This window comes from Mesorhizobium sp. f-mel (assembly GCF_053850215.1).
The window spans coordinates 139,556-165,062 of the sequence record NZ_JBSPTO010000011.1; the positions used below are offsets into that span (position 1 = coordinate 139,556).

The window sequence follows — 25,507 nt, forward strand, 5'->3', positions numbered from 1 at the left end:
GCTTCCGTTCCCTTTTATCTCCGCCAATTTCCGCGATTGACACCGCTGTTGTCAACTTTTAGAATGACACCTTGATTGTCAACTCCAGGGCTATGGCTTCATAGCCCCTAGGCATATGCGGGAGCAGACATGGAAATGGCTGGGCAAACCGACAACGGAACCGCAGGCGTCATCGCGAGACCGCCCCTGCTCTTTCTCGCTGCGTTTCTGATTGGCTTCGTGCTGGATCGCCTGCTGCGCTTGCCGTTCCCGATTCCCGGGGCCTGGATCATCGGCGGCTCGCTGATCGTGATCGGTTTTGCGCTTTTCGCAGCGGGCATTCGCAACTTTTACCGTGCGGCGACGCCGGTGCCGACGAATGAGCCGACGCGCGTGCTGGTGACGACCGGCATCCATGGATGGACGCGCAATCCGATCTACCTCGGCATGTTCCTCATCTATGGCGGCATCGGCGTGGCCGCGCAGAATATTTGGATCCTTGTCCTCACGCTGCCGCTTGCAATCCTGATCCGCTACGGCGTCGTCGCCCGCGAGGAGGCCTATCTCGAGCGGCGTTTCGGCGATACGTATCTCGACTACAAGCAAAGCGTGCGGCGGTGGCTCTGAGCGTCGCAAGAATGCCGATCGCGGGCTCTGATCCCAAAGTCCTGCCGAGCTGGTACTATTTTGTCGGCTGATGACGATCCAGAACCAACGCTTAGGGATTTCAAATGAAACTCGGCTTCATCGGCACAGGCGCGCTCACGTCAGCGATTGTCACCGGACTTAAATCCGCCGCAGACAATTCCGTATCGGTTCTCCTGTCGCCACGTAATGAAGAAATCGCTGCCGGCCTGGCGCTTCGCTATCGCGATGTACGCGTTGCACGGGATAATCAGGCAGTCCTCGACAGTTGCGATACGATCATGCTCGCGGTTCGGCCGCAGATTGCGCATGAGGTGCTAGCAGGATTGCGGTTTCGTCGGGACCATCACGTCGTCAGCTTGATCGCCACCCTGTCGCGCGAAGAAATAGCCGCGTTGGTCGCTCCTGCGGAGCACGTGACGAAAGCACTTCCCATGCCGATGATCGCTCACAGGCAGGGAGCGACAATCATCTGTCCGCCCGATCGGCGTATGGCGGCATTGTTCGGCAGGCTGGGAAAGGTGATCGAGGTCGAGGATCCGAGCGAGTTCGACGCGCTGAGCGTCGTTACCGCGACATTTGCCAGCTATTTCAAATATCTCGATACCATCCATGGCTGGCTGAAACAGCATGGCGTCGCCGAGGCGCGGGCGCGCGACTATATCGTCACCATATTCAAAGCGCTGGCCAACGCACCGGAGACGACGCCGAATACGGGCTTCATGGATCTGGCGCGAGACTATGCAACACGCGGCGGGCTCAACGAACAGGTTTTGCGCGAGCTCACGGCCCGGAACGTCTTTGATGCCTTCGCAGAAAGCCTGGATGGCGTGCATCGGCGTATCTCGGCAGGAGCAGCGCCACGCATTGGTCCTCCATCGTGACGATGACAGCCGGCCCTACCATAATCCTCCACACCAACGCGCCGGCCGTGGCGATGAAGCTGTTGCGGGACAAGCATCCGGGGCTTTCGGTCTACCCTTGTGACAGCTACGCCGGCCTGGCCGCCCTGATAGAAGAGACAAAGGCCGAGATCGTCTACTCGGTGCGCTTCGACGGCACAGCGCGCTTTCCGCGCTCCGCTCTCCTGGAGAGCCCGACGGTGAAATGGGTGTCGGTCGGCGGGTCGGGAACGGATCATCTGGGTCCCTGGAACCCCGAAAAGGTGACGGTGACGAACGCCGCCGGTGTCGCGGCCGATATGATGGCCGAATACGTACTGGGGGCGATGCTGTCCTTCTCGCTGGGTCTTCGAAATTTCGCCAGGCATCAGCGCGAACGGACATGGATCACTGGGGCGGTCGAGCCAATCCAGGGCAAGACCTTGCTGCTGCTCGGCCTCGGCAGGACCGGGCAGGCATTGGCCCGGCGCGCCAAAGCCTTGGGGCTGACGACGTTCGGCGTACGTGCGCATCCCAGGCCAACCGCCGATGTCGACGAGGTTCACGGTATCGAGGCATTGCCGGGACTTTGGGGCCGGGCAGACTTCATCGCCTGTTGCGTGCCGCTGCTGGAGGCGACGCGCGGGCTGATCGGCGCTGCGGCGTTTGCCGCGATGAAGCCGTCGGCGGTGCTCATCGACGTTTCGCGTGGTGGCGTCGTGGATGAGGCAGCGCTGCTGTCGGCGCTTGACGGCGGCCGCATCAAAGGCGCCGCGCTCGATGTCTTTTCGACCGAGCCGCTGCCGGCGGATCATCCACTTTGGGGCTATGAGAACGTGATCGTCACGCCGCATTGCTCGTCGGTCTATGACGGCTGGGAGGAGAAAGCGCTTGATATGTTCGCAGACAATCTCAGCCGCTATCGGCGCGGCGAAAGGCTGCTCGGCGTTGTCGATCCAATGCGCGGTTATTAGCGATGAAGTCTCCCGAAAGCGCCTCGATACAAGAAGCCGAGATCGCGATCATCGGCGGCGGCATTGCCGGAGCGAGTGCGGCCTATGAACTGGCGGCCGTCTCGTCGGTCATCCTGCTCGAGCGGGAAAGCCATTGCGGCTACCATTCCACCGGCCGGTCGGCCGCGAGTTTTACGGAGAATTACGGCAACGCCGTCATCCGACGGCTGGCGATCGCCAGCAGGTCTTTTCTCGAAGCGCCGCCCGAGGACTTTTGCGATCATCCCTTGATGCTTCCGCGTGGCATGCTGACCATCGAGCGTCAGGATCAGCTCGGCCGGCTTGAAGAGGAACTCGAAAGGGCCAGGCAATTCGTGCCGTCGATCCATCGGGTCAGCCCCGAAGAGGCGTTGGCGCGCGTGCCGGTGCTGCGAGCCGATTATGTCGCCGGTGCGATCGTCGAACCGGGTTGTCGCGAGATCGACGTCAACGAGCTTCATCAGGGCTTCCTGCGCAATGCGCGCAAGCGTGGCGGCCTAATCGTCACCAATGCAGGCGTCGACGCGATCGAGCGGCACAAGGATCGCTGGGTCCTGCAGACGAGCCAGGGACTGTTCGCCGCGCCGATCCTCGTCAACGCGGCCGGCGCCTGGGCGGACAGGATCGCCGGTCTGGCTGGAGTTGCTCCGATCGGTCTGGTGCCGAAGCGGCGCACCGCGTTCCATGTCGCAGCACCGGACGGCGTCGCCATTGCCGGGTGGCCGCTGGTCAACGATGTCGGCGAGGAATTCTACTTCAAGCCGGACGCCGGCCGGATTTTCGTCTCGCCGGCGGATGCCACCCCAAGCGAGCCGATGGACGCTTATCCCGATGATTTCGATGTCGCCGTCGGCGTCGATCGCCTGCAGCGGGCGACGACGATCGACGTGCGCCGGATCGAACATCAATGGGCGGGGCTGCGCAGCTTTGTGCGCGACGCCTCGCCGGTGGTCGGCTTCGATGCCAAGGCCGAGGGCTTCTTCTGGCTGGCGGGCCAGGGCGGCTATGGCATCAAGACATCGCCGGCGCTGGCCAGGGCATGTCGCGATCTGATCCGCACCGGGCTGTTGCCGGATGAACTGTTGCGTCAAGGCATCGAGGCGGGCGATCTTGCGCCTGGCCGGATCAGGACGACATCCGCGCCAGAGGAAAAAGCACCGTGAGCAAGGATGACCGCATGACGATCGAACGCTTCGAGAATGGCCCACGCTTCTGCCGCGTGCTCAGCCACAATGGCATTGTCTATCTGGCCGGCATGACGGCCGACGATCTGTCGGGCGACACCACGCAGCAGACGCGCGACGTGCTCGCCAAGATCGACGCCTATCTGGCGAAGGCCGGCAGCGACAAGTCCAGGATCCTGAGCGCCACGGTATGGCTGCGCGACATTGCCGATTTCGACAAGATGAACGCCGCCTGGGACGTCTGGATCGACAAAAGCGCCATGCCGGTGCGGGCAACGGTCGAAGCCCGGCTCGCCGGCGACGACTATCGCGTCGAGATCATGGTGACCGCTGCCGCCTGAACTGCGATCTATTGGGGAGACGACGCCATGGCTCGAGACCTGATCATCGCGGTCTGCCAGACCGGCCCGATACAGAAAAGCGCGCAACGGTCCGAAACGGTGGACCGGCTGGTCGCGCTTCTGGAAAAAGCGGCGGCCGCCGGCGCTGAAATCGCAGTGTTTCCCGAACTGGCGCTGACAACGTTCTTTCCGCGCTGGCGCATCGACGATCAGGCCGAGATCGAGGCGTTCTTCGAGCCCGCCATGCCGGGCCCGCAGACGCAGCGCCTTTACGACACCGCGGCGCGGCTCAAGATAGGCTTTGCGCTCGGATACGCCGAGCTGACGCGCGTCGACGGGGTAACGCGCCGCTTCAACACGATGGATCTGGTCGGGCAGGACGGCAAGCTTGTCGGGCGCTATCGCAAAATCCATGTTCCGGGATCAAGTGAGCCGGAACCGGGCACGACCGTGCATCTCGAGCGGCGTTATTTCGAGCCGGGCAATCTCGGCTTTCCGGTCTTCGTCTATCGCGGCGTGCGCGTCGGCATGGCCATCTGCAACGACCGGCGCTGGCCGGAGACCTACCGCATGCTCTGCCTCAACGGCGCCGAAATTGTCCTGATCGGCTACAACACGCCGCTGCTGCTCGATGAGGCGCCGGCGCTGGCGCATCTGCGCATGTTCCACAATCATCTGCCGATGCAGGCCGGCGCCTATCAGAACACGGTCTGGGTCGCGGCAGCGGCCAAGGCCGGCGTCGAGGACGGCCAGGCCTTGATCGGCGGCTCCTGCATCATCGCCCCGACCGGCGAAATCGCGGCGCACGCGATGTCGCTCGACGACGAGATGATCGTCCATCGCGCCGATCTCGACCTGATCGCCGTCTGCCGCAAGGTGAATTTCGACTTCGCCAGATATCGCCGGCCCGACCAATACCGGCTGATCGCGGATCAGGTTTGAGGTGACGGCCGTCGCTGGCCGTTCGCGTTCCGTTATTGCGTTACCATCACAGGACTTCGAAACTAGTTCCTCTGCACAGAGGACTTTGGTTCTTAGACTGAGCCTGAAAGCGGCTGTGGACGGTCGTCGGCCGGCCTCCAGCCGCCATCTCTGACGCTGGCGATTGGGCATAAGTCACCACGACTTCGTCATCCCAGGGCGGAGCAAGGAGCGAAGCGACGCGGCGCAGACCCTGGGATCCATGCCGTTACCTCAGCCGAAGAATGCAGCGGCTCAGAACGGTGCTTGTATTCGCAACTGTGCTCGTTACCCTTCAGCCATGACCGGCTATGCCTATATGACCGCGAGCCAGAAGCGCGGCACGATCTACATCGGCGTCACCAACGACCTCGGCCGCCGCATGCCGGAGCACAAATCCGGCCAAAGCTCGCGCTTCACCAGCCGCTACGGCGTGCAGCGTCTGGTCTGGTACGAGGAACATTTCGACATTCGAGACGCCATCCAGCGTGAGAAGTCGCTGAAGCGTTGGCCGCGCCAATGGAAGATCGAGCTGATCGAGAAGACCAATCCGGAGTGGTTCGAGCTCTTTCGCGGAACGGGGTGGTAGCGTTCGGTTCTGGTCCGCCGGAGCACTGCCGCAAGGTAACGGAATGGATCCCAGGGTCTGCGCCGCGTCGCTTCGCTCCTTGCTCCGCCCTGGGATGACGAAGTGGAGGGATGCTTCGGCTAATCCTAGATGTTTGCGACCTGCCACTGACAGGAATCATCGACGTTCGCTGCCGATCGGCTCGACCTGCCAAAACTACTGTGTCGAGGATGCCCTCAGCCTCACCCCGTCAGAATCGAAGAACGGCATCGCAGACACCACCGCGCGTGTCGGCGGGTCATCGATGTCGATGCTGAGCACTGTGCCGATCTGCGTGAACGGCAGCCGCAGATGCGCGGTCGCCAGCAGCTTGCCGAGCGAATAGCCGTGGTCGCTATAAGTGACGACGCCGGCATCCTCGCCATCGGCCAGAACCCGCGCATTGGTTTCGGCCGGCGTGCCGCCTTCGACGATCAGCCCGGTCCAGCGCTCGTCGACGCCTGTGTCGCGGACCTTGAGCAGCGCCTCGCGGCCGACGAAATCGCCCTTGTCGAACTTGATCCAGCGGTCGAGGCCGACATGGAACGGCGTGCGGGTCTAGTCCATCTCGATGCCGTGCACCGGATAGGCCTTCTCCAGCCCCAGCGTGAACATCGCCAGCACGCCGTAGGGTTTTAGGCCGAAGTCCTGGCCGGCCCGCATCAACGTGTCCCAGACTGCAGCGGCCACGTCGGCCGGCACGAACAGCTCGAAGCCGAGCTCGCCGGTCACGCCGGTGCGCGAGATCAGCGCTTCGTCTCGCCGATGCGCGCTGTGGTGAACGACCAGCGTTTCAGCCCATCCAGATCAGCGTCCTGCACCAGCACCTTCAAAAACTCGCGCGAGCGCGGCCCGCCAACCTAAATTCATCCCGCTCTAGGAAACAGCAACGAGATGACCGTTGCCAAGATCCTTCAGGGCCAGTTTCGGCGGCTCCTCGCCGATTTTTCGAGTCGGGCTCGGGATCTCCTGGTCGAGACGCGCGAAACGCGGCCGGCGCCTTGCCGGATCGGGCACCGGCACGGCCTCGATCAAGCGCTTCGTGTAGGGATGGCGCGGGTTCGAAAAGACCTGGTCGCGGGTGCCCATTTCGACGATCTGGCCGAGATACATGACGGCGACACGATCGGAAATGTTCTCGACCACCGCCATGTCGTGCGAGATGAACAGATAGGCGATGGCGAATTCGCGCTGCAGTTCCTTCAGCAGGTCGAGCACGCGGGCCTGCACCGACACGTCGAGCGCCGAAACGCTTTCGTCGGCGATGATGAGCTTGGGCCTGAGCGCCAGAGCGCGGGCGATGCAGATGCGCTGGCGCTGGCCGCCCGAGAATTCGTGCGGATAAAGCTCCATCTGGTCGGCCGACAGGCCGACGCGCTCGAACAATGCCGCCACAAGCTGGCCGCGCTCTTCCTTCGAGGCAATGCCGTGGATCAACAGCGGCTCGGCAACGAGGTCGCCGACGCGCATGCGCGGGTCGAGCGAGGCGTAGGGATCCTGGAAAATCATCTGCACGTCGCGGCGAACCGCCTTGCGCTGGTCACGGCCAAGGCCCGCCAGATTGCGCCCGCCGATCACGATATCGCCGTGGTAGGGCACAAGCCCGGCCAGCGCCTTGGCGGTGGTCGACTTGCCGCAGCCGGATTCGCCGACCAGCGCCAGCGTCTCGTGCGGCGCGATCGAAAAGCTGATGCCTTCGACGGCGTGGACACGGCGGTTCACTTGGCCGAAGAAGCCACCGCGCAGGTCGAAATGGACATGCAGATCGTTGACCACCGCCACGCTTGCGGGCATTTCCGCTTCGACGGATTTTTGTTCGGCGGATTTTTGGCGGCCGACGCCGGTACCAATGCGCGGCACGGCGGCGAGCAGTTCACGCGTATAGTCGGCTTGCGGGCGGGAAAAGATATCGGCGGCTGTTCCCTCCTCGACCATGCGGCCGTGCCGCATGATGACGACGCGATCGGCCATTTCGGCGACCACGCCCATGTCGTGGGTGATGAGGATGATGCTGGTGCCGTGTTCGCGCTGCAGATCGCGCAGCAGTTCCAGCACCTCGCCTTGCACGGTGACGTCGAGCGCCGTCGTCGGCTCGTCGGCGATCAGCACATCCGGTTTCAGCGCCAGCGCCATGGCGATCATCACGCGCTGGCGCATACCGCCGGACAGTTCGTGCGGAAACTGTTTTAGCCGGCTTTCGGCTTCCGGGATGCGGACGGCCTTCAGCGCCTCCATGGCGCGCCAGCGCGCCTCGGCGCGTGACAGGCCGGTATGGGCCTCGATGGATTCGACCAGCTGTCGGCCGATCGACAGCACCGGATTGAGCGATGTCATCGGCTCCTGGAAGATCATCGCGATGCGGTCGCCGCGAATGCGGCGCATCCGACGCTCATCGAGCCCAGCCAGATCGATGTCACCTCGATCGATATCGCGAAGCCGGATCGTGCCGGATTCTATCCGGGCGGCCGGCTGCGGCAGCAACTGCATGATCGCCAGCGCCGTCATCGATTTGCCGGAACCGGATTCACCGGCAATGCAAAGCGTCTCGCCGCGCGAAAGCGAGAACGATAGGTCTGATACCACCGGCCGCTCGCCATCTTCGCCACGCACGCTGACGGTGAGGCCGGAGATTTCCAGCACCGGTCCGGCCGCGACCGAAACGGCCAGGGCAAAAGCCCCGGTCCGCTTGCTGCCTGCGCCTTTGCTCATTCGAAGACGCAGCGCGGGAAGTAGAACGACACCACCCAGTTCGGCATGTCGACGATCTCGCTGATCCGGAGATCGCCGCAGACCGAAACCAGCATGTAGGCCTCGACCGGGTCCATTGCGTAGCGGCCGGCAAGCAGGTCGACCATCTGGGAGACCGCTTCCCTGGCGCCCGTCATCAGGTCCGGTCCGATGCCGGTCGTCACCTCATAGCCCTTGGCATCGAGATGGCGCGTCACCGGGCCAGGCGTGGTGAAGCGCGGTGTCTTCAGCCTGATATCCTTAATCAGGTCGAGCTTGAGCACGACATCCATCGGGCTTTCGATCGCCGTGCCGCACACTTCGCCGTCGCCCTGCGCGGCATGCGTGTCGCCAACCGAAAACAGCGCACCGGCCACCTCCACCGGCAGATACAGCGTGGTGCCGGCCGCGAGATCCCGGATGTCGAGATTGCCACCGACGCGCCTTGGCGGCACCACCGAGTGGAGGCCCATTTCAGCCGGCGCGTTGCCGATGGTGCCGGCAAAGGGTTTTAGCGGCACCCGCGCATGCTTGCCGAACAGCGCCGGCTCGAGCGAGGCGGCGTCGTATTTCCAGATGTTCAGCGCTGGTTCCGGGAAGTCGTCGGCGAGCAGGCCGAACCCCGGAATGTTCGCCGTCCAACCGAAGCCGGACGGCTTGAACGCCTCAACTGTGATCTTCAGTGCATCGCCCGGCTCGGCACCTTCGACATAGATGGGCCCGGTGACGGGGTTCACCTTGGCGAAGTCGAGCAAAGCGACGTCGGCAACGGTGCTGTCGGCCTGAAGCTGGCCACCCGACGAATCGAGGCACTGGAACTCGATCGTCGAACCGGGCGCCACCCGCTCAGTCGGGACAAAGGAATTGTCCCAGCCGAAATGGTGATGGCGCCCATGGATGGTGTAGTCGCAGTTATTGCACATCGGTCACATACACATTCTCATAATTGATCGGGATATGGACGGGATCGACATAGAGATTGTCGGCGCCACCCATCCGGGCCGATTTCATGGTGAAACGCTGCTCGTTGAAGACCGGTGCCCAGGGCGCGTCTTCCATGATCTTGCCGTAGATCGCGCTCCAGATCTTGGCACGTTCGCCTGATTTGGCCGGATCGACGATCGAGTCGGCCTCCGCCGCCTTGGCGTCGAGATCCTTGTTGCAGTACCACGACCAGTTCCAGCCGCCCGGAACCGCGCCGGCGCAGCCGAGGATCGGCCCGTAGAAGTTCGAGGGATCGGGGAAATCGGCGATCCAGGCCATGCCGCCGGACCAGATCATCGGCGCGCCGGCCTTGTCGCCGCCGGCGGCGATGACGTTGGCCTGCGCGAGCGACTGGATGCTGGCCTTGATGCCGATCGCCGCCAGATCCTGCTGGATCGCCTGGGCGATGCGCGGGTTGGGATCGGTGTTCATGGCGAACAGCTGCGTGTCGAAACCATCGGGATGACCGGCCTCGGCAAGCAATGCCTTGGCCTTGGCCACGTCATAGGGATAGCCCTTGAATTCCTTGTCGTAGCTGGGCATCGACGGCGGCAGCGGCTGGTTGGCCGGCACCGCACGGTTGTTGATCAACTGGACGATACGGTCCTTGTTGATCGCCATGTTGACCGCTTGCCGTACCTTCACATTGTCGAAAGGCGCCATGGTGGTGTTCATGGTGATGTAGCCGGTGTGCAACTGGCCGCCCTCGACGACGCGGGCCTTTTGCTCGGGATCGGCCATCACCTCCTGGAACTTGGCCGGCGGAATGCCGTCGCCGGGAATGTCGATCTCGCCCTTCTGCAGCCGCAGCAGCGCCACGATCGGCTCCTGCCCAATCTCGAAGGTGATCTTGTCGAGATGCGGCAGGCCCTTGTGCCAGTAATCCGGGTTGCGCTCGAAGACGACGCGCTGGCCGAGCGTCCATTCGGCGAACTTGAAAGCCCCGGTGCCGACCGGATGCTTGCCGAAGTCCGCGCCGTATTTCTCGACTTCCTCCTTCGGCACGACATGCGAGAAGTTGATGGCCATGACATGCAGGAAGGTGGCGTCGGGCCGGGTCAGTTCGAACTTGATCGTGTAGGGATCGACGACGGTGACGCCCACCAGGCTTTCCGCCTTGCCGGCAGCGACATCGTCATGGCCCTTGATCGAGCCGAAGAAGCCGGCGCCGGGGCTCTGCGTCTTCGGATTGGTGACGCGGTCGAGCGAATACTTCACATCATCGGCGGTCATCTCGCGGCCATTGTGGAACTTTACCCCTTGGCGCAGCTTGAAGGTGAAGGTCTTGCCGTCGGGCGCAATCTCGTAGCTCTCGGCGAGGTCGGGCCGCAGATTGGTGGTGCCCGGCTCGTAGTCCATCAGTCCGTCGAACAGGCTCTTGATCATCGACCAGTTCTGCCAGTCATAGCCGATGGCCGGATCGAGCGTGGCGACGTCGTCCTTGTAGGTGATGGTGATCGCGCCGCCCTGCTTGGCGTTCGGATCGACGGCGTCTTCGGCGCGTACGCTTGCCATGCCGAGCATCAGTGCGAGCGCCGATGCCGCTACGGTGGAGGTCAAGAATTTCTTCATCTCATGTTCCCTTTCTCTGGTTTGTTGTCGGTCTTTTTTTGGTTTTCATCTGAGCTTGATGCGCGGGTCGATGAACGGTGCGACGGTGTCGGCCAGGAGATTGCCGAGCACGATGGCGAAGGCCGAAACCAGGGTGACACCCATGATGATCGGAATGTCGACGCGCTGGATGGCCTGCCAGGCAAGCTGGCCGATGCCGGGCCAGCCGAACACGCTTTCGACCACCACGATGCCGCCCATGAAGATGCCGATGTCGATGCCGATCATGGCGATGACCGGCAGGATGGCGTTGGGCAGTGCGTGGCGGAAAATGATGGCGCCGCGCGCAAGGCCCTTGGCGCGGGCGGTCCGCATATAGTCCTGGCGCAGCACGTCGATCATCGACGAGCGCATCATGCGGGCGTACCAGCCGGCGCCGAGGATCCCCATGGTCAGCGAGGGCAGCACCAAATGGCGCCAGGTGCCGTAGCCGCCGATCGGAAACCAGCCGAGCCGCACGGCGAATACATAAAGAAGCAGCAGGCCGACGACGAATTGCGGCGCCGAGACGCCGACAAAGGACGCGACCATCAGCGTCTGGTCGATGGCGGTGCCACGCCTGACGGCGGCAAGCAGGCCCATCGTCAGGCCGATCGCCAGCTCGCAAAGGATGGCGCCGACCATCAAAAGCAGGCTTGCCGGCAGCCGCGAGACGATGAGCTCCGTGACCTCGGAACGTTGGATATAGGAGCGGCCGAGATCGCCGCTGAGCAAGCTGGTCAGATAGTGCCAGTACTGGATGAAGAAGGGCTGATCGAGGCCGAGCTGCCGGCGGATGTTCTCGACTGTCTCGGGCGTGGCGCTGCGGCCGGCGATCTGGCGGACGGGGTCGGCGGGCAGCAGGTAGAGCAACGCAAAGGTGATCAGCGAGACGCCGAGCAGGATGAGCAGCGATTGAATGATACGGCGGCCGAGATAGGCGATCATGCTCGGCCCCTTTGCGTCGGATCGAGGATGTCGCGCAGCGCATCGCCGATGAGATTGAAGGCCAGGGCCAGCGCCAGGATCGCCGCACCTGGAAAGAAGACCAGCCAGGGCGCTGCCTGGAAATAGGTCTGGTTCTCGAAAATGATGTTGCCCCAGGATGCGGTCGGCGGCTGCACGCCGATGCCGAGATAACTGAGCGTTGCTTCGAGCAGCACCGTGGTCGAGATGCCGAGCGTGCCCCAGACGATGATCGTCGGCAGCAGATGCGGCAGGATATGGCGAAACAGGATGCGTGATGCGCTGGCCCCGATCGTACGCTCAGCGTCGATGAACTCGCGCTCGGCGAGCGAGCTGGTCTCGGTGTAGATGACCCGCGCGGTCTGCACCCAGTTCACCAGTGCGATCACCATGGCGACGATCCACAGGCTCGGCTGGAGCACCGCCGCCAGGCAGATGGCGAGCAGCAGCGCCGGAAAGGCCATCATCAGATCGGTGAAGCGCATCAGCGCGCTGCCGATCCAGCCGCGGAAATAACCCGCGGTGACGCCGACCAGCGTGCCGATCAGAAGCGCCACGCCGTTGGCGACGATGCCGATGATCAGCGAGGTGCGTGCGCCGAAAAGGATGCGGGTCAGCAGATCGCGGCCGAGCAGATCCGTGCCCAGCCAGAAGCTGGCATTCGGCGGCAAGGGCGCACCTTCAAGCGTCAGCCCGTCAAACATCTGCTCGTTCGGATCGTAGCCGGTCAACCACGGCGCCAGGATGGCGCCAACCACGACGATGGCAACGATCATCAGGCCGAGCAGCGCCAGAGGGCGCTTGACCAGGCGCCGCCAGACGCCGGCGCGTGGCTTGACCGGCATGCGCCCGGTTGCCGGAAGTTCAGGCGCGATGGGACTGGTCATCGCCGCCTTCTTCCGTCATCGCCACGATCCTGCGCGCGGCCTCCTCGACACTGATCTGCCAGCTCATCGCCAGCGACCGGAGCTGCGCATAGGCGCGGCCGTCCTCGGCGCCCTTCGACAAGGCCTCCACCGCGCGCACGATGGTCTGGCGCTCCGCGACGCGCAGACGAAGCGACGATATCTCGCTTGCCAAGAGCTTGCGCGCCTCGAAACTCTGCCGCGCGATCAAAAGGGCGCTGTAGACGCCGGCATTGCCGACCGGCTTCAGCAACTGGGCATCGGCCTTGTGCGACAGCGCCCACTCGATGCGGCCTGGCGCTTCGGAGCCGATCAGCGCCACCAGCGGCATCGGCGCCTCACCCGGCGCCCATGGGAATTGTTCGTCGAAGCCGAGATCGGCATCGAAGAAGACGAAGTCCGCCGCCAGCGCCTCGGCCGGCAGTTCCGGCCAGCAGCCGATCGTCTCGAGGCCGATGGCCGACAATTGCCGCGTGATCGCCTGCACCGTCGGATGCGGACGATGCAAGACAAAGGCCCTGGCGCCGCCGAGATTCGGGATGCGCGGGACCTTGCTCACGACACCACCCTCAGGCGAGGGCGGCCGAATGTCTCGGTCCGGTCATAGCGGGACAGATAGGGATCGGGCGCGACACCCTTGGTCAGCGTGACGGTCCTGAACGCGGTGCCCTCAATGCGCCCGATCTGCACCGGCAAGGTGGCGTGCTGGGTTTGCGGATCGATGGAGATGTCGCCGAGCGGGGTTCGAAACGACGTTCCGGCAAAAGCCTTGGGAAGATCCGGCCATTGTGCGCCGGGATTGCGGGCGAGGATTTCGGCAAGCGTCCGCACCGAGGCATAGGCGGCCGCCTCGAAGGACGAGGCAGGCATGACGGAGGGCGCCGAATCCCCATGGCGATCCGCTGCCGAGATATCGTGGAAGTACGGCCCGACGGAAAGGTGGCCGTTGCCCGCCTCGTTGAGCGCCGGCAACTCGCATTCGGTCAGATTGCAGGACAGGATCGGGCAGCGCTCCGGCCTGAAATGCGGGTCGCGTTCGGCAAGTTCGGCATAGGCCGCGATGAAGGCATAGGACGACGAGCCGATCAGGTTATTCAGGATGAAATCCGGCCGGGTCGCCTGGATCTCGGCGATCAGCCTGGAGACATCGGCCTCGCCGAGCGGCAGATAGCGCTCGCCCAAAACCTTGCCGCCGGCGTCGGCGATCAGGTCGCGGGCGACACGGTTGGTCTCCCAGCCCCAGATATAGTTCGACCCGAGCAGGAAGCCGTTGGCGCCGAAGCGCGGCACGACATGGGCCAGCAGCGGGACGAGATGCTGGTTTGGGCAAGCGTGCATGTAGACGACATGCTCGTTCGCTTCGAAGCCCTCATAGGGGCAGGCATACCAGAGCGTGCCGCCGGCGCGCTCAAGGATCGGAATGACCTCCTTGCGGCTCCATGACGTGATGCAGCCAATGATGTGGCGCGCGCCGCTGTTGGCGAGAATGTCGGCGCAGCCCGTCGCGTAGCCATCGATGTTGCCCTGCGGGTCGCGCTCCACCGGAACGAATTCGATCGGGATGGCGGGATCGGCGTTGACATCGGCGATGGCCGTCATCGCACCCGAACGGCAGGATTCGGACAGCAGGCGGTAGTTGCCCGACCGCGAGTAAAGGATGCCGATTTCGATACGCCGTCCCAAGCAAATCCCCAAAATAACAATGCCCCGCAGCCGCCGCCGCGGAAGGCGAGGCATACGAGGCATTTTTGCCGCCCGGCGGTCGGAGCCGGTATTTTCCCCAATAGCGTATTCGGTACGGCGGGTCAGTCAAGCGGGAAAGTGAGGGCCGGGAAAGTGACCTGGTTGCGTCTGGTTGCGCGAGGGGCCTCGCCGAGAATTCGTCCTATCTCAGCGGTGGGCGCGTTTCTCGTCCGTCGCCGCCCGGTCGATCGCCAGCCCATCCGTCGACAGGGAGACACCAAATTTTTCGCCAGCGTCCTCGGCTGTATAGTATCCTAGGGCGACATCCCTCAGCACCAGTTCCGGGTCGCGCGCCAGGGGATCGCCATAGCCGCCGCCGCCTGGCGTGCCGACGCGCACGCGGTCGCCGGCTTTGAGGGCGATGTCCTGCTCCTTGGAGAGGTGCGGCGGCACGTGTTCCTGGCCGTCGCGGAACACGGTTACCGTGTTGACCGCGCCGTCCTTGCCGCCGAGCGCGCCCTGCGGGCCGAAGCGGCCATGGTCCATGACGAAGGAGGCGCGGGCGTCGCCGCGCAGGATCTCGACCTCATAGGCGAGGCCAAAACCGCCGCGATGCTTGCCGGCACCGCCCGAGCCTTCGCGCAGGGCATAGTGGCGGTAGAGCACCGGAAAAGCCTGCTCCATGATTTCGACCGGCGGCGATTTGGAGATGCCGATGGTCGAGCAGCCATTGGTCAGGCCATCATGATCGGCATTGCCGCCATAGCCGCCGCCGGAGATCTGGTACATGACGTAATCGCGACCGCGGGCCGGATCGTTGCCACCGAGCGCGAAATTGCCGCTGGAGCCGGCCGGGGCCGCCGTCACCTTGTCCGGCAGCGCCTGCACCATCGCCGCGAACACCGCCTCGGCGATGCGCTGCGAAACCTCGGCCGCACAGCCCGATACCGGGCGCGGATATTTTGCGTCGAGGAAGGTGCCTTCCGGCCGCTTGACGATCAGCGGCTCGAAGGCGCCGGCGCTGATCGGCACATCAGGGAAAATATGGCGCATCGCGAGATAAACCGAGGATAAGGTCGTCGCCAAGACGCTGTTCATCGGCCCGGCGCAAGGTTTTGACGAGCCTGAGAAATCGAAGTTGAGAGTGTCGCCGTGTTTCTCGACGGCAAGCGCGATGGTCAGCGGCTCGTTCACCACCCCGTCGGAATCGACGAAGGCCTTGGAATGGTAAACGCCGTCGGGAATGGCTGATATGTTGGCGCGCATCTGTTCGGCCGCGCGGCGGCGCAGTTCGGCGATCGCCTCGACCACTGTTTCGCTGCCGTAACGATCCAGGATTCCGTTGAGTCGGTCTTGACCGATCAGCAGTGCCGCCGCCTGCGCACGGATGTCGCCGATGCGCTGGTCGGCAACCCTGATGTTAGAGCAGATGATGGCGTAGATCTCCGGGTCAAGCACGCCCTTCTTGAACAGTTTCACCGGCGGCAGCCGCAGACCTTCCTGCTCGACCGCCGTTGCCGAGGCGGAAAAGCCGCCCGGCACCGAGCCGCCGATATCGGGCCAGTGGCCGGTGTTCGACAGCCAGCAGAAAATCGTTCCGTCCCGGTAGACCGGCATGGCGAAGCGCACGTCCATTAGGTGGGTGCCACCGAGATAGGGGTCGTTGACGATGTAGATGTCGCCGGGCTCGGGCTGCAGGCAGCGGCCGTCGGCGATCATTTCGATCACGGTTTTGGTCGAATACTGCATCACGCCGACGAACACCGGCAGACCTTGGCTGCCCTGCGCGATCAGCGACCCATCGACGGCCGAATAGATGCCGTCGGAGCGGTCGTTGGCCTCGGCGATGACGGGCGAAAAAGCGGCGCGCGAAAAGGTCAGGTCCATTTCGTCGCAGACCTGCTGCAGCGCCGCCTGGATCACCGAAAGCGTAATGGTGTCGAGTTTTGCCATCTCAGGCCTCACCGATGTCGATGATGATGTTGCCGTCGGCGTCCGAGCGCGCCCGGTCGCCGGGCTCGAGCACGGTGGTCGCGTCCATCTGTTCGAGGATCGCCGGCCCTTCGATGAATGCGTCGAGCGGCAGCTTTTCCCTGCTATAGACCGGCGTATCGTGCCAGCGCCCGCCATACCAGACCGGCCGGATTTCGCGCCGCGCCTCGTCGAGCGTTCTGGCGCGCCCTGCCGGGTCGATCAATCGCGACAGATCGATCGCCGGCCGCACGCCGGTCACCGAGGTGTTGAGGTTGACCAGATTGGCGCGGATTTCCGGCAGCTCGACCTTGAAGCGGCCGAAATAGGCCATTTCGAAAAGCTGCTGCAGTACCGTGCGCGTTACCGCGGATGACGGCAGCGGCACGTTGATGATGTGGGTCTGGCCGACGAACTGCATGTCGGCGGAATGGGTGACGCGGATCGTCTCCGGCTTTACCGCTTCCTTGCCGATCAGCTCTTCGCCTTCGTTTCGGTGCCGTTCCAACACCGCATGCAGCTTGGCTTCGTCGAGCCCTGCCACCGGCTGGTTGACGGTATTGACGAAATCGTGCCTGAGATCGGCGACGACGCAACCGAGCGCATTGGTGATGCCCGGCCGCGCCGGCACCAGCACTTTGGGCAGACCGAGCTCGCGCGCCAGCGCCGTCGCATGCAGCGGCCCGGCGCCGCCGAAGGCGAACAGCGCGAAATCGCGCGGGTCGTGGCCGCGCGACACCGAGACCATGCGGATGGCGCCGGCCATCTTGATGTTGCCGAGCCGCAGCACCGCGCCCGCCGCCTCGACGCCGGACAGGCCGGTGGGGCGGCCGATCCTGTCCTCGAATATGCCGGTGACGTGTTCGACGGTGACCGGATTTTCGACGGCAAGAAGCTTTTTCGGCGCCAGCCGGCCGAGCACCAGATTGGCATCGGTGATGGTCGGCTCGCTGCCGCCGCGCCCGTAGCAGATCGGGCCGGGATTGGCGCCGGCGCTTTCCGGGCCGATCTGGATCAGGCCGGCCGCATCGACGCGGGCGATCGAGCCGCCGCCGGCGCCGACCGTATGCACCGCCACCATCGGCACATGGATCGGCATCGCATATTCGATCTCGATCTCGTTCGACACCGCCGGTTCGGCATTGCGGATCAGCGCCACGTCGGTCGAGGTGCCGCCCATGTCGTAGGTGACCAGGTTTTTGAAGCCGGCGCGTTTTCCCGTATAGGCGGCGGCGATGACACCGGAGGCCGGGCCGGACATGACGGTCTTGGCTGACTCGCGTGTGACAAAGCGGGCCGAGATCATGCCGCCATTGCCGTTCATGATCAGGAAGTCGCGGGCGTAGCCTTTTGATCCCAATTCCTTGCGCAGCCGTTCGACATAGCGTTCAAGGATCGGCTGCACCGAGGCGTTGACCGAAGCGGTGACGCCGCGCTCGAATTCGCGCGCTTCCGACAGCAGCGCATGGCCTGTCGTGATGTAGCTATTCGGCCAAAGCTCGGCGGCGATCTCGGCGGCGCGCCGCTCATGCGCCGGGTTGGCGTAGGAATGCAGGAAATGGATGACGAGGGATTCGCAGCCGGCCTCGATCAACTGGGAAATCGCCGCGCGCATCTCGGCTTCGTCGAGCGGGATGCGAACCGCGCCCGAGGCTTCGACGCGCTCCGACACTTCAAGCCGCAGATTGCGCGGAATGATCGGGACGAAGCTGCCTGTCATGCCATAGGGCTGCGGCCGCGTTCGCCGGCCAAGCTCGATGACGTCGCGAAAGCCGCGCGTGGTGATCATGCCGGTCTTGGCCAGCCGGCGTTCGAGCACAGCGTTGGTGGTGGTCGTCGTGCCGTGCACGATGAGGTCGATGCCGCGGATGGGGAAGCCGGTGGCACCGAGCGCCGAAACGACGCCGAAGGCCTGGTTGTCGGTAGTGGTCGGGGTCTTGGCGATGTGCACCTTGCCGCCGTCCCGGCCGTCGATCAGAAGCAGGTCGGTAAAGGTTCCGCCGACGTCGATGCCGGCGACGACGCTGCCCGAGGAATCCAGCGTCTGCGCCGAAAAATTCTCTTCCATTGTCGAAACCCGAAATGTCAGGACTACAGATATGTGTCAGTTTGGAAAGGTGTTTCACGCTGGCGTCTTGACGCAAATATCATTTGTATACTAATAAATTCGGGACACAAGAGCTTACCGCTTCGCAGTGTGCAAACGGCACGCCGGGACCTGATCGGTTCGGGCGCGCAGGAGAAGGTTTGGCGTCAGCGCCCTCGGGTTGACCAGAAGGTTAGGTTTGATGAACACCACATCCGCGTTCAACACCGCCGGCGCCCGGCCGCTGCAGTTTCCTATACCGGCCAATGTCTATGCCGAAACCGTCGTCTCGGTGAAGCACTATACCGACCGGCTGTTTTCGTTCCGCATCACCCGGCCGCAGTCGCTGCGCTTCCGCTCCGGCGAATTCGTCATGATCGGCCTGCCCAACGCCGAAAAGCCGGTGTTCCGCGCCTATTCGATCGCCAGCCCTGCCTGGGACGACGAACTGGAATTCTTCTCGATCAAGGTGCCGGACGGCCCGCTGACCTCGCAACTGCAGAAGATCGAGATCGGCGACACCGTCATCATGCGGCAGAAGTCGACCGGCACGCTGGTGGTCGACGCGCTGACCCCGGCCAAGCGCCTGTTCATGATCTCGACCGGCACCGGCATAGCGCCCTTCGCCAGCCTGCTGCGCGATCCAGACACCTATGAAAAATTCGAGCAGGTGATCCTGACCCACACTTGCCGCGACAATGCCGAACTCACCTACGGCCAGGAGCTGGTTGCAGAGCTGGAGAACGACCCGCTGATCGGCGAGCTGACCGGTGGCCGCGTCACGCTCTACAATTCGACGACGCGCGAAACCTCCAAGCGCATGGGCCGCATCACCGCGCTGATCGGTTCGGGAAAATTCTATACCGATCTCGGCATCGACAAGCTCGACCCCGAGACCGACCGCATCATGATCTGCGGCTCGATGCATATGCTTAGGGATGTCAAGGAACTGGCCGAAAGCCTCGGCTTCCAGGAAGGCTCGTTGCATCATCCGGCGAGCTTCGTCGTCGAGCGCGCCTTCGTCGGCTGAGACGGCGGGGCGCTTCGGCGCCCGCCTCAAGCGGGTTTGACCATACGGTCAAAAATCTGCTGCTTTCGCGGCCTTTTTCAACTATGACCGCTTGAAGGACTCGTGAAGCGCTGCTTCGCGGGCTATTCTCGGTGGACGTCGCTGAACAAAGGGGCAGGAGATGAGCAGCACAATCCGCGAGGCCGATCTCGGTGCCGACAGGTTGGGCGCGCCCAAGGTCACGCCGCTGCCGGCGCGCACTGCCGCCAACGCGCCGGTGTCGCAAGCGCACGGCATTGCCCGCAACCCCGGCATGAAGCTCGATCTCGGCTTCATGGAATCGATGCGCAGCGTCAACCGCTCGGCGCTGGAACGGCGTGTCGCCAGTCTGACCAAACGACGCTCGATCAAGGCCGACAACCAGGCCGCCTGGCTGCTGCGCGCCGTCGCCTGCATGGACCTGACCACGCTGAATTCGAACGACACCGACGAGCGCGTGCGCCGGCTCTGCGCCAAGGCGGTCAATCCGTTCCGCCGCGACATCGTCGAAGGCCTCGGCATTACAGGTGAAAAGATCCGCCCGGCGGCGGTCTGCGTCTATCATCCCTTCGTCGCCACCGCCGTCGATGCGCTGCGCGGCAGCGGTATCCATGTCGCCGCCGTATCTACCGCTTTCCCGCACGGCCTCACCCCGCTTTCGACGCGCCTGCAGGAGATCGAAGCTTCGGTGAGCGATGGCGCCGACGAGATCGACGTCGTCATTCCGCGCGGCCTGGTCTTCGGAGCGAAATGGCAGGAACTCTATAACGAGATCGTTGCGATGCGCGCCGCCTGCGGCGAGGCGCATCTCAAGGTCATTCTCGGTACCGGCGATCTTGCCACGCTGCGCAACGTCATGCTGGCGTCGATGGTGGCGATGATGGCGGGCGCCGATTTCATCAAAACCTCGACCGGCAAGGAAAGCGTCAACGCGACATTGCCCGTCGGCCTTGCCATGGTGCGCGCCATCCGCGCCTATTTCGAGGAGACCGGCTATCTCATCGGCTTCAAGCCGGCCGGCGGCATATCCACGGCAAAGGCGTCGCTCGATTGGCTGGTGCTGATGAAGGAAGAGCTGGGACGGCGATGGCTGGAGCCGGACCTGTTCCGCTTCGGCGCGTCGAGCCTTTTGACCGACATCGAGCGCCAGCTCGAACACCACCTGACCGGCCACTATTCGGCCAATCATCGCCACGCGATGGCGTGAGGCGGACCTAGCTTTGAACGTAGCGTTCCGTCGCGCCCCCCTCTGTCCTGCCGGACATCTCCCCCACTTGTGGGGAGATTGGCTGTCATCGGCGATTTCGCCAACTGCTGACGTTGCAGAATGGCCGCAGCCAAACATGAAGTCCGATCTCCCTCCTTGTGGGGGAGATGTCCGGCAGGACAGAGGGGGGCGCGAAGGATCGCCTGCCTCGCTGAAGAGGAGCGCTCCATGAACATTCTCGAACGCTATCACGCCATGGACTACGGCCCGGCGCCGGAAGCCCGCAACGAGGCCGACGCGTGGCTCGCCGCGCGCGATTTTTCCAAAGCGCTGTTCATCGGCGGCGACTGGAAGGCGGCCGGCGGCGGCAAGACTTTCGACACCAGCGATCCCGCGTCCGGCAAATTGCTGGCCAAGGTCTCGGATGCCGGTGCTGCCGATATCGATGCGGCGGTTTCGGCCGCCACAAAAGCGCTGCCTAGATGGAGCGCCAGCTCCGGCTACAGCCGAGCCAAAGCGCTCTACGCCATCGGTCGCGCCATGCAGCGCCACCAGCGGCTGTTCGCGGTGCTGGAATCGATCGACAACGGCAAACCGATCCGCGAAAGCCGCGACATCGACGTGCCGCTGGCCATCCGCCATTTCATCCATCATGCCGGCTGGGCGCAGGCGCTGGACAAGGATTTTCCGGATCAGAAGGGCGTCGGCGTCGTCGGCCAGATCATCCCGTGGAATTTCCCGCTCTTGATGCTGGCCTGGAAGATCGCGCCGGCGCTGGCCGCCGGCTGCACCGTGGTGCTCAAGCCGGCCGAGTTCACGCCGCTCACCGCCATCCTGTTCGCCGAGATCTGCGAACGATCAGGCGTGCCGAAGGGCGTCGTCAACATCGTCCAGGGCGGGCCGGAGGCGGGTGCGGCAATCGTCAATCATCCCGGCATCCAGAAGATCGCCTTCACCGGCTCGTCCGAGGTCGGCAAGATCATCCGCAAGGCGACCGCCGGCTCGGGCAAGAAATTATCGCTGGAACTAGGCGGCAAGTCGGCCTTCGTCGTCTTCGAGGACGCCGATCTCGACAGCGCCGTCGAGGGACTGGTCGACGGCATCTGGTTCAACCAGGGCCAGGTCTGCTGCGCCGGCTCGCGCCTGCTGGTCCAGGAAGGCATCGCCGAAGCCTTCATCGCCAAGGTCAAGACGCGGATGAGCCGGCTGCGCGTCGGCAGCCCGCTCGACAAGAACACCGATATCGGCCCGCTGGTCGACCTGACCCAGCTCGATCGCGTCAAGGGACTGGTCGCCGAAGGCGCCAAACAGGGCGCCGTCTGCTGGCAGCCGGACGTGGCGCTGCCGTCCTCCGGCTATTATCACCTGCCGACGCTGGCGACAGGCGTTTCGCCAGCTAACATCCTGGCGCAGGAGGAGGTGTTCGGGCCGGTGCTGGCGACCATGACCTTCCGCAACACCGAGGAAGCGATCGAACTCGCCAACAACACGCGCTACGGGCTGGCCGCCTCGGTGTGGAGCGAGAATGTCAACCTTGCGCTGCACGTCGCGCCGCAATTGAAGGCCGGCGTCGTCTGGGTCAACGGCACCAACATGTTCGACGCCGCCTGCGGCTTCGGCGGCTACCGCGAGAGCGGTTTTGGCCGCGAAGGCGGGCGCGAGGGCATGTTCGAATATCTCTCGGCAAAACTGCCGCTCGGCCCGGCCGTCAAGCCGGCAGTGGCTACGACACAGCCTGTCGAGCAGGCGGAAGGCGACACTATCGATCGCACGGCAAAGCTGTTCATCGGCGGCAAGCAGGTCAGGCCGGACGGCAATTATTCGCTTGCCGTTGCCACCGCCAAGGGCAAGCTTGCCGGCGAGGTCGGTCTCGGCAGCCGCAAGGATATCCGTGACGCCGTCGCGGCTGCACGTGGCTGCAAGGGCTGGCCGGAGGCGACCGCCTACAACCGCAGCCAGGTGCTTTACTACCTGGCCGAAAACCTGTCCGGCCGTGCCGACGAGTTTGCCGCGCGTCTCACAGAGCTGACCGGCGCCACCGCGAAGGCGGCGCGCGAAGAGGTCGACCAGTCGATCGAGCGGCTGTTCCTCTATGCCGGCTTGGCCGACAAGTTTGAGGCCCGCGTCCACCAGCCGCCGGCCCGCGCCGTCACGTTGGCACTGCATGAGCCGGTCGGCGTCGTCGGCATCGTGGCACCCGACAATGCGCCCCTGCTCGGCCTGATCTCGCTGGCGGCGCCGGCGCTCGCCATGGGCAACACCGTCGTCGCGGTGCCATCGGAAAAATATCCGCTGCTTGCCACCGATCTCTATCAGATCATCGAATATTCCGACGTTCCGGCCGGCGCCATCAACATCGTCACCGGCCGTAGCGCCGAGCTCACCGGCGTGCTGGCCAGGCACGACGATGTCGACGGGCTCTGGGTGTTCGCCGATGCCGAGACCTGCGCCAAAGCCGAAGCCGACTCTGTCGGCAATCTCAAGCGCGTCTGGACCGGCAACGGCCGCAGCCTCGACTGGGCGTCGACCGAGGCCGCCGGCGATGCCTTCCTGCGCCGTGCCATCGAGGTCAAGAACGTCTGGGTGCCCTACGGCGATTGAACCCGTGTGTAGATTGCGATTGTCAGCGTCGGCGCCACCCCTCATTGCCCTGCCGGGCATTTCTCCCGGTATAGTGACGGGGAGAAAGAAGCTGGCCGCAGCCTCGGCGCGCATTCTGCAACATTAGAATTTGGCGAACCATCGATGACAGCGCTCCTCTCCCTGTCACTATACGGGGAGAGGATGCCAGGCAGGTGAGGGGCAGCGCCAATGCCCGGAAAAGGTAAGGGCTAAATTCAAACCTGAATCGATTGCCCTGGCCCAAGAGATCTCCGGGCTTGACGGCAGAAAAGATGTTCTTTACCGAGAAAAAACATTTGCCCCTAAGCGAACAGCAATACAGGCGGCATGATAGTGCCTATCTGGCACATTGCGCCTTGGCCGCGTGCCAGTAAGAACCGGCGGCCATAGAGGAGAAAAGCATGGCGGATCTGGCAGGCAAGATCGTTGTCGTCACAGCGGCGGCACAAGGCATCGGCCGTGCGAGCGCGCTGGCTTTCGCCAGGGCGGGCGCTGTCGTCCATGCCACCGACATCAATGAGGTGATGCTAGCCGAGCTTGGCAAGACGGCTGGCATCAAGACCCGCAAGCTCGACGTGCTGAACGACGAGGCCGTGACGTCGGCCTTCGCCGAGATCGGGGCCGTCGATGTGCTGTTCAACTGCGCCGGCTTCGTCCATTCGGGCTCGATCCTCGAGATGAAGGACGCCGATCTCGACTTTGCTTTGGATCTCAATGTCCGCTCAATGATCCGCACCATACGCGCCGTGCTGCCCGGCATGCTGGAGCGCGGCGACGGCTCGATCATCAACATGGCGTCGTTGGCGGGCTCGACCAAGGGCGTGCCCAACCGCTTCGTCTACGGCCTGACCAAGGCGGCCGTCATCGGCCTGACCAAATCGATTGCCGCCGATTATGTCGGCAAGGGCATACGCTGCAACGCCATCTGCCCGGGCACGGTCGAAAGCCCGTCGCTGCAGGACCGCATGCACGCGCAGGGCGACTACGAGGCGGCCCGCGCTGCCTTCATCGCCCGCCAGCCGATGGGCCGCCTCGGCACGCCCGAGGAAATCGCCGATCTCGCCGTCTATCTGGCCGGCGCCACCTATACGTCGGGGCAGGCTTATAATATCGACGGTGGCTGGTCGATTTAAGCTCACCTCAATCAAGGAGAGAATTCTATGAAACTGCTGCGCTATGGCGAGGCGGGGAGCGAACGCCCCGGCCTGCTCGATGCGGATGGGACGATCCGTGACCTCTCGGCCCATGTCACCGACATTGCCGGCAAGGCGCTTGACCCGGCATCGCTTGAGACATTGTCGAAGCTCGATCCGAAATCGCTGCCGGCGGTTCCCGGCAAGCCGCGCATTGGCGCCTGCGTCGCCGGGACCGGCAAGTTCATCTGCATCGGCCTGAACTATTCCGACCATGCCGCCGAGACCGGCGCCACGGTGCCGCCGGAGCCGATCATCTTCATGAAGGCGAGCTCGGCCATCGTTGGACCGGACGACGACGTGCTGATCCCGCGCGGCTCTGTGAAGACCGATTGGGAGGTCGAGCTAGGCGTGGTTATCGGCAGAAAAGCCAAATATGTCACCGAGGCCGAGGCGCTGGACTATGTCGCCGGCTACTGCGTCGCGCACGACGTTTCCGAACGCGCCTTCCAGGCCGAGCGTCAGGGCCAATGGACTAAGGGCAAGTCCTGCGACACCTTCGGGCCGATCGGCCCGTGGCTGGTGACCAAGGACGAAGTGAAAGACCCGCAGAACATCCCGATGTGGCTGAAGGTCAACGGCAAGACGATGCAGAACGGCTCGACCAGGACCATGGTCTATGGCGTCGCCTATCTCGTCTCCTATCTCAGCCAGTTCATGTCGCTGCATCCGGGCGACATCATCTCGACCGGCACGCCGCCCGGCGTCGGCCTCGGCATGAAGCCACCGGTCTTCCTGAAGGCCGGCGACGTTGTGGAGCTCGGCATCGAAGGGCTTGGCATGCAGAGGCAGACGTTCAAGGCGGATTTATAGGGGCTCTTCCTTCTCCCCTTGTGAGGCCTTTGCAGAGAAGGCGTATGGACGTCGGTTTGGGGGCATCGGCCTCCTTTGGGGGCCGGCGAAGCGCTGCTTGGCCGTTCGGCAAGACATTTGCCA

23 protein-coding genes are annotated in these 25,507 nt (G+C 63.9%); 12 read left to right on the forward strand and 11 right to left on the reverse strand.

What is annotated here, in order from left to right; all coding sequences use genetic code 11:
* Nucleotides 1-135 precede the first annotated feature (135 nt).
* From ACWUKX_RS16290 to ACWUKX_RS16320, 7 genes are all read left to right on the forward strand, one after another.
* Complete coding sequence (locus ACWUKX_RS16290) at nt 136-606, forward strand: methyltransferase family protein (protein ID WP_456007910.1); 471 nt, start codon at nt 136-138, stop codon at nt 604-606.
* Nucleotides 607-710: 104 nt separating this feature from the next.
* Nucleotides 711-1,508, forward strand: a complete 798-nt coding sequence (locus tag ACWUKX_RS16295; RefSeq protein WP_456007911.1) for a pyrroline-5-carboxylate reductase — start codon at nt 711-713, stop codon at nt 1,506-1,508.
* 2 nt (nt 1,509-1,510) lie between these two features.
* Nucleotides 1,511-2,479 (forward strand): D-2-hydroxyacid dehydrogenase, encoded by a 969-nt coding sequence (locus ACWUKX_RS16300; protein ID WP_456007932.1) that lies wholly within the window; start codon nt 1,511-1,513, stop codon nt 2,477-2,479.
* A gap of 2 nt (nt 2,480-2,481) precedes the next feature.
* Nucleotides 2,482-3,660, forward strand: coding sequence for an NAD(P)/FAD-dependent oxidoreductase (locus tag ACWUKX_RS16305; RefSeq protein WP_456007912.1), 1,179 nt, complete (start codon nt 2,482-2,484; stop codon nt 3,658-3,660).
* Between the two features lie 14 nt (nt 3,661-3,674).
* Nucleotides 3,675-4,022: a RidA family protein gene (locus tag ACWUKX_RS16310; RefSeq protein WP_456007933.1), complete on the forward strand. Its 348-nt coding sequence runs from the start codon at nt 3,675-3,677 to the stop codon at nt 4,020-4,022.
* Nucleotides 4,023-4,049: 27 nt separating this feature from the next.
* Nucleotides 4,050-4,964 carry a nitrilase-related carbon-nitrogen hydrolase gene (locus ACWUKX_RS16315; protein WP_456007913.1) on the forward strand — a complete coding sequence of 305 codons (915 nt, stop codon included), beginning with the start codon at nt 4,050-4,052 and terminating at the stop codon, nt 4,962-4,964.
* Between the two features lie 319 nt (nt 4,965-5,283).
* Complete coding sequence (locus ACWUKX_RS16320; RefSeq protein ID WP_456007914.1) at nt 5,284-5,571, forward strand: GIY-YIG nuclease family protein; 288 nt, start codon at nt 5,284-5,286, stop codon at nt 5,569-5,571.
* Nucleotides 5,572-5,766: 195 nt separating this feature from the next.
* Here the strand turns inward: ACWUKX_RS16320 and ACWUKX_RS16325 are convergent, their stop codons facing one another.
* The 11 genes from ACWUKX_RS16325 to ACWUKX_RS16375 all read right to left on the reverse strand — a co-directional run bounded on the left by ACWUKX_RS16325 (nt 5,767) and on the right by ACWUKX_RS16375 (nt 18,483).
* Nucleotides 5,767-6,111, reverse strand: coding sequence for a glycine cleavage T C-terminal barrel domain-containing protein (locus ACWUKX_RS16325; RefSeq protein WP_456007934.1), 345 nt, complete (start codon nt 6,109-6,111; stop codon nt 5,767-5,769).
* A gap of 36 nt (nt 6,112-6,147) precedes the next feature.
* The gene (locus ACWUKX_RS16330) at nt 6,148-6,321 is read right to left on the reverse strand and encodes a hypothetical protein (RefSeq protein WP_456007915.1); all 174 of its coding nucleotides are present in this window, start codon (nt 6,319-6,321) and stop codon (nt 6,148-6,150) included.
* Nucleotides 6,322-6,465: 144 nt separating this feature from the next.
* Nucleotides 6,466-8,298 (reverse strand): ABC transporter ATP-binding protein, encoded by a 1,833-nt coding sequence (locus tag ACWUKX_RS16335; protein WP_456007916.1) that lies wholly within the window; start codon nt 8,296-8,298, stop codon nt 6,466-6,468.
* Nucleotides 8,295-9,239, reverse strand: coding sequence for an acetamidase/formamidase family protein (locus ACWUKX_RS16340; RefSeq protein WP_456007917.1), 945 nt, complete (start codon nt 9,237-9,239; stop codon nt 8,295-8,297). The genes ACWUKX_RS16335 and ACWUKX_RS16340 overlap by 4 nt, the downstream gene beginning before the upstream one ends.
* Nucleotides 9,229-10,872, reverse strand: coding sequence for an ABC transporter substrate-binding protein (locus tag ACWUKX_RS16345; RefSeq protein ID WP_456007918.1), 1,644 nt, complete (start codon nt 10,870-10,872; stop codon nt 9,229-9,231). Before ACWUKX_RS16345 ends, ACWUKX_RS16340 begins: the two co-directional genes overlap by 11 nt.
* 45 nt (nt 10,873-10,917) lie before the next feature.
* Nucleotides 10,918-11,838: an ABC transporter permease gene (locus tag ACWUKX_RS16350; protein WP_456007919.1), complete on the reverse strand. Its 921-nt coding sequence runs from the start codon at nt 11,836-11,838 to the stop codon at nt 10,918-10,920.
* Entirely contained in the window at nt 11,835-12,743 is a 909-nt protein-coding gene (locus ACWUKX_RS16355; protein WP_456007920.1) for an ABC transporter permease, read from the reverse strand. The genes ACWUKX_RS16350 and ACWUKX_RS16355 overlap by 4 nt, the downstream gene beginning before the upstream one ends.
* The gene (locus ACWUKX_RS16360; RefSeq protein WP_287094168.1) at nt 12,721-13,320 is read right to left on the reverse strand and encodes an ANTAR domain-containing response regulator; all 600 of its coding nucleotides are present in this window, start codon (nt 13,318-13,320) and stop codon (nt 12,721-12,723) included. The genes ACWUKX_RS16355 and ACWUKX_RS16360 overlap by 23 nt, the downstream gene beginning before the upstream one ends.
* Entirely contained in the window at nt 13,317-14,444 is a 1,128-nt protein-coding gene (locus ACWUKX_RS16365; protein ID WP_456007921.1) for a transporter substrate-binding protein, read from the reverse strand. The genes ACWUKX_RS16360 and ACWUKX_RS16365 overlap by 4 nt, the downstream gene beginning before the upstream one ends.
* A gap of 207 nt (nt 14,445-14,651) precedes the next feature.
* The gene (locus ACWUKX_RS16370) at nt 14,652-16,397 is read right to left on the reverse strand and encodes a hydantoinase B/oxoprolinase family protein (protein ID WP_456007922.1); all 1,746 of its coding nucleotides are present in this window, start codon (nt 16,395-16,397) and stop codon (nt 14,652-14,654) included.
* Between the two features lies 1 nt (nt 16,398).
* Nucleotides 16,399-18,483, reverse strand: coding sequence for a hydantoinase/oxoprolinase family protein (locus ACWUKX_RS16375; protein WP_456007923.1), 2,085 nt, complete (start codon nt 18,481-18,483; stop codon nt 16,399-16,401).
* Nucleotides 18,484-18,703: 220 nt separating this feature from the next.
* Here ACWUKX_RS16375 and ACWUKX_RS16380 point away from each other — a divergent pair, with 220 nt between their 5' ends.
* From ACWUKX_RS16380 to ACWUKX_RS16400, 5 genes are all read left to right on the forward strand, one after another.
* A complete protein-coding gene (locus ACWUKX_RS16380; protein ID WP_456007924.1) occupies nt 18,704-19,531 on the forward strand; it encodes a ferredoxin--NADP reductase in 828 nt (275 codons plus the stop codon).
* A 160-nt stretch (nt 19,532-19,691) separates the two neighbouring features.
* Nucleotides 19,692-20,756, forward strand: coding sequence for a deoxyribose-phosphate aldolase (deoC, locus tag ACWUKX_RS16385; protein WP_456007925.1), 1,065 nt, complete (start codon nt 19,692-19,694; stop codon nt 20,754-20,756).
* 228 nt (nt 20,757-20,984) lie between these two features.
* The gene (locus ACWUKX_RS16390) at nt 20,985-23,357 is read left to right on the forward strand and encodes an aldehyde dehydrogenase family protein (protein WP_456007926.1); all 2,373 of its coding nucleotides are present in this window, start codon (nt 20,985-20,987) and stop codon (nt 23,355-23,357) included.
* Nucleotides 23,358-23,779: 422 nt separating this feature from the next.
* Complete coding sequence (locus ACWUKX_RS16395; protein WP_127208421.1) at nt 23,780-24,511, forward strand: SDR family oxidoreductase; 732 nt, start codon at nt 23,780-23,782, stop codon at nt 24,509-24,511.
* 27 nt (nt 24,512-24,538) lie between these two features.
* Nucleotides 24,539-25,384 carry a fumarylacetoacetate hydrolase family protein gene (locus tag ACWUKX_RS16400; RefSeq protein ID WP_456007927.1) on the forward strand — a complete coding sequence of 282 codons (846 nt, stop codon included), beginning with the start codon at nt 24,539-24,541 and terminating at the stop codon, nt 25,382-25,384.
* The last annotated feature ends 123 nt before the right edge of the window (nt 25,385-25,507 follow it).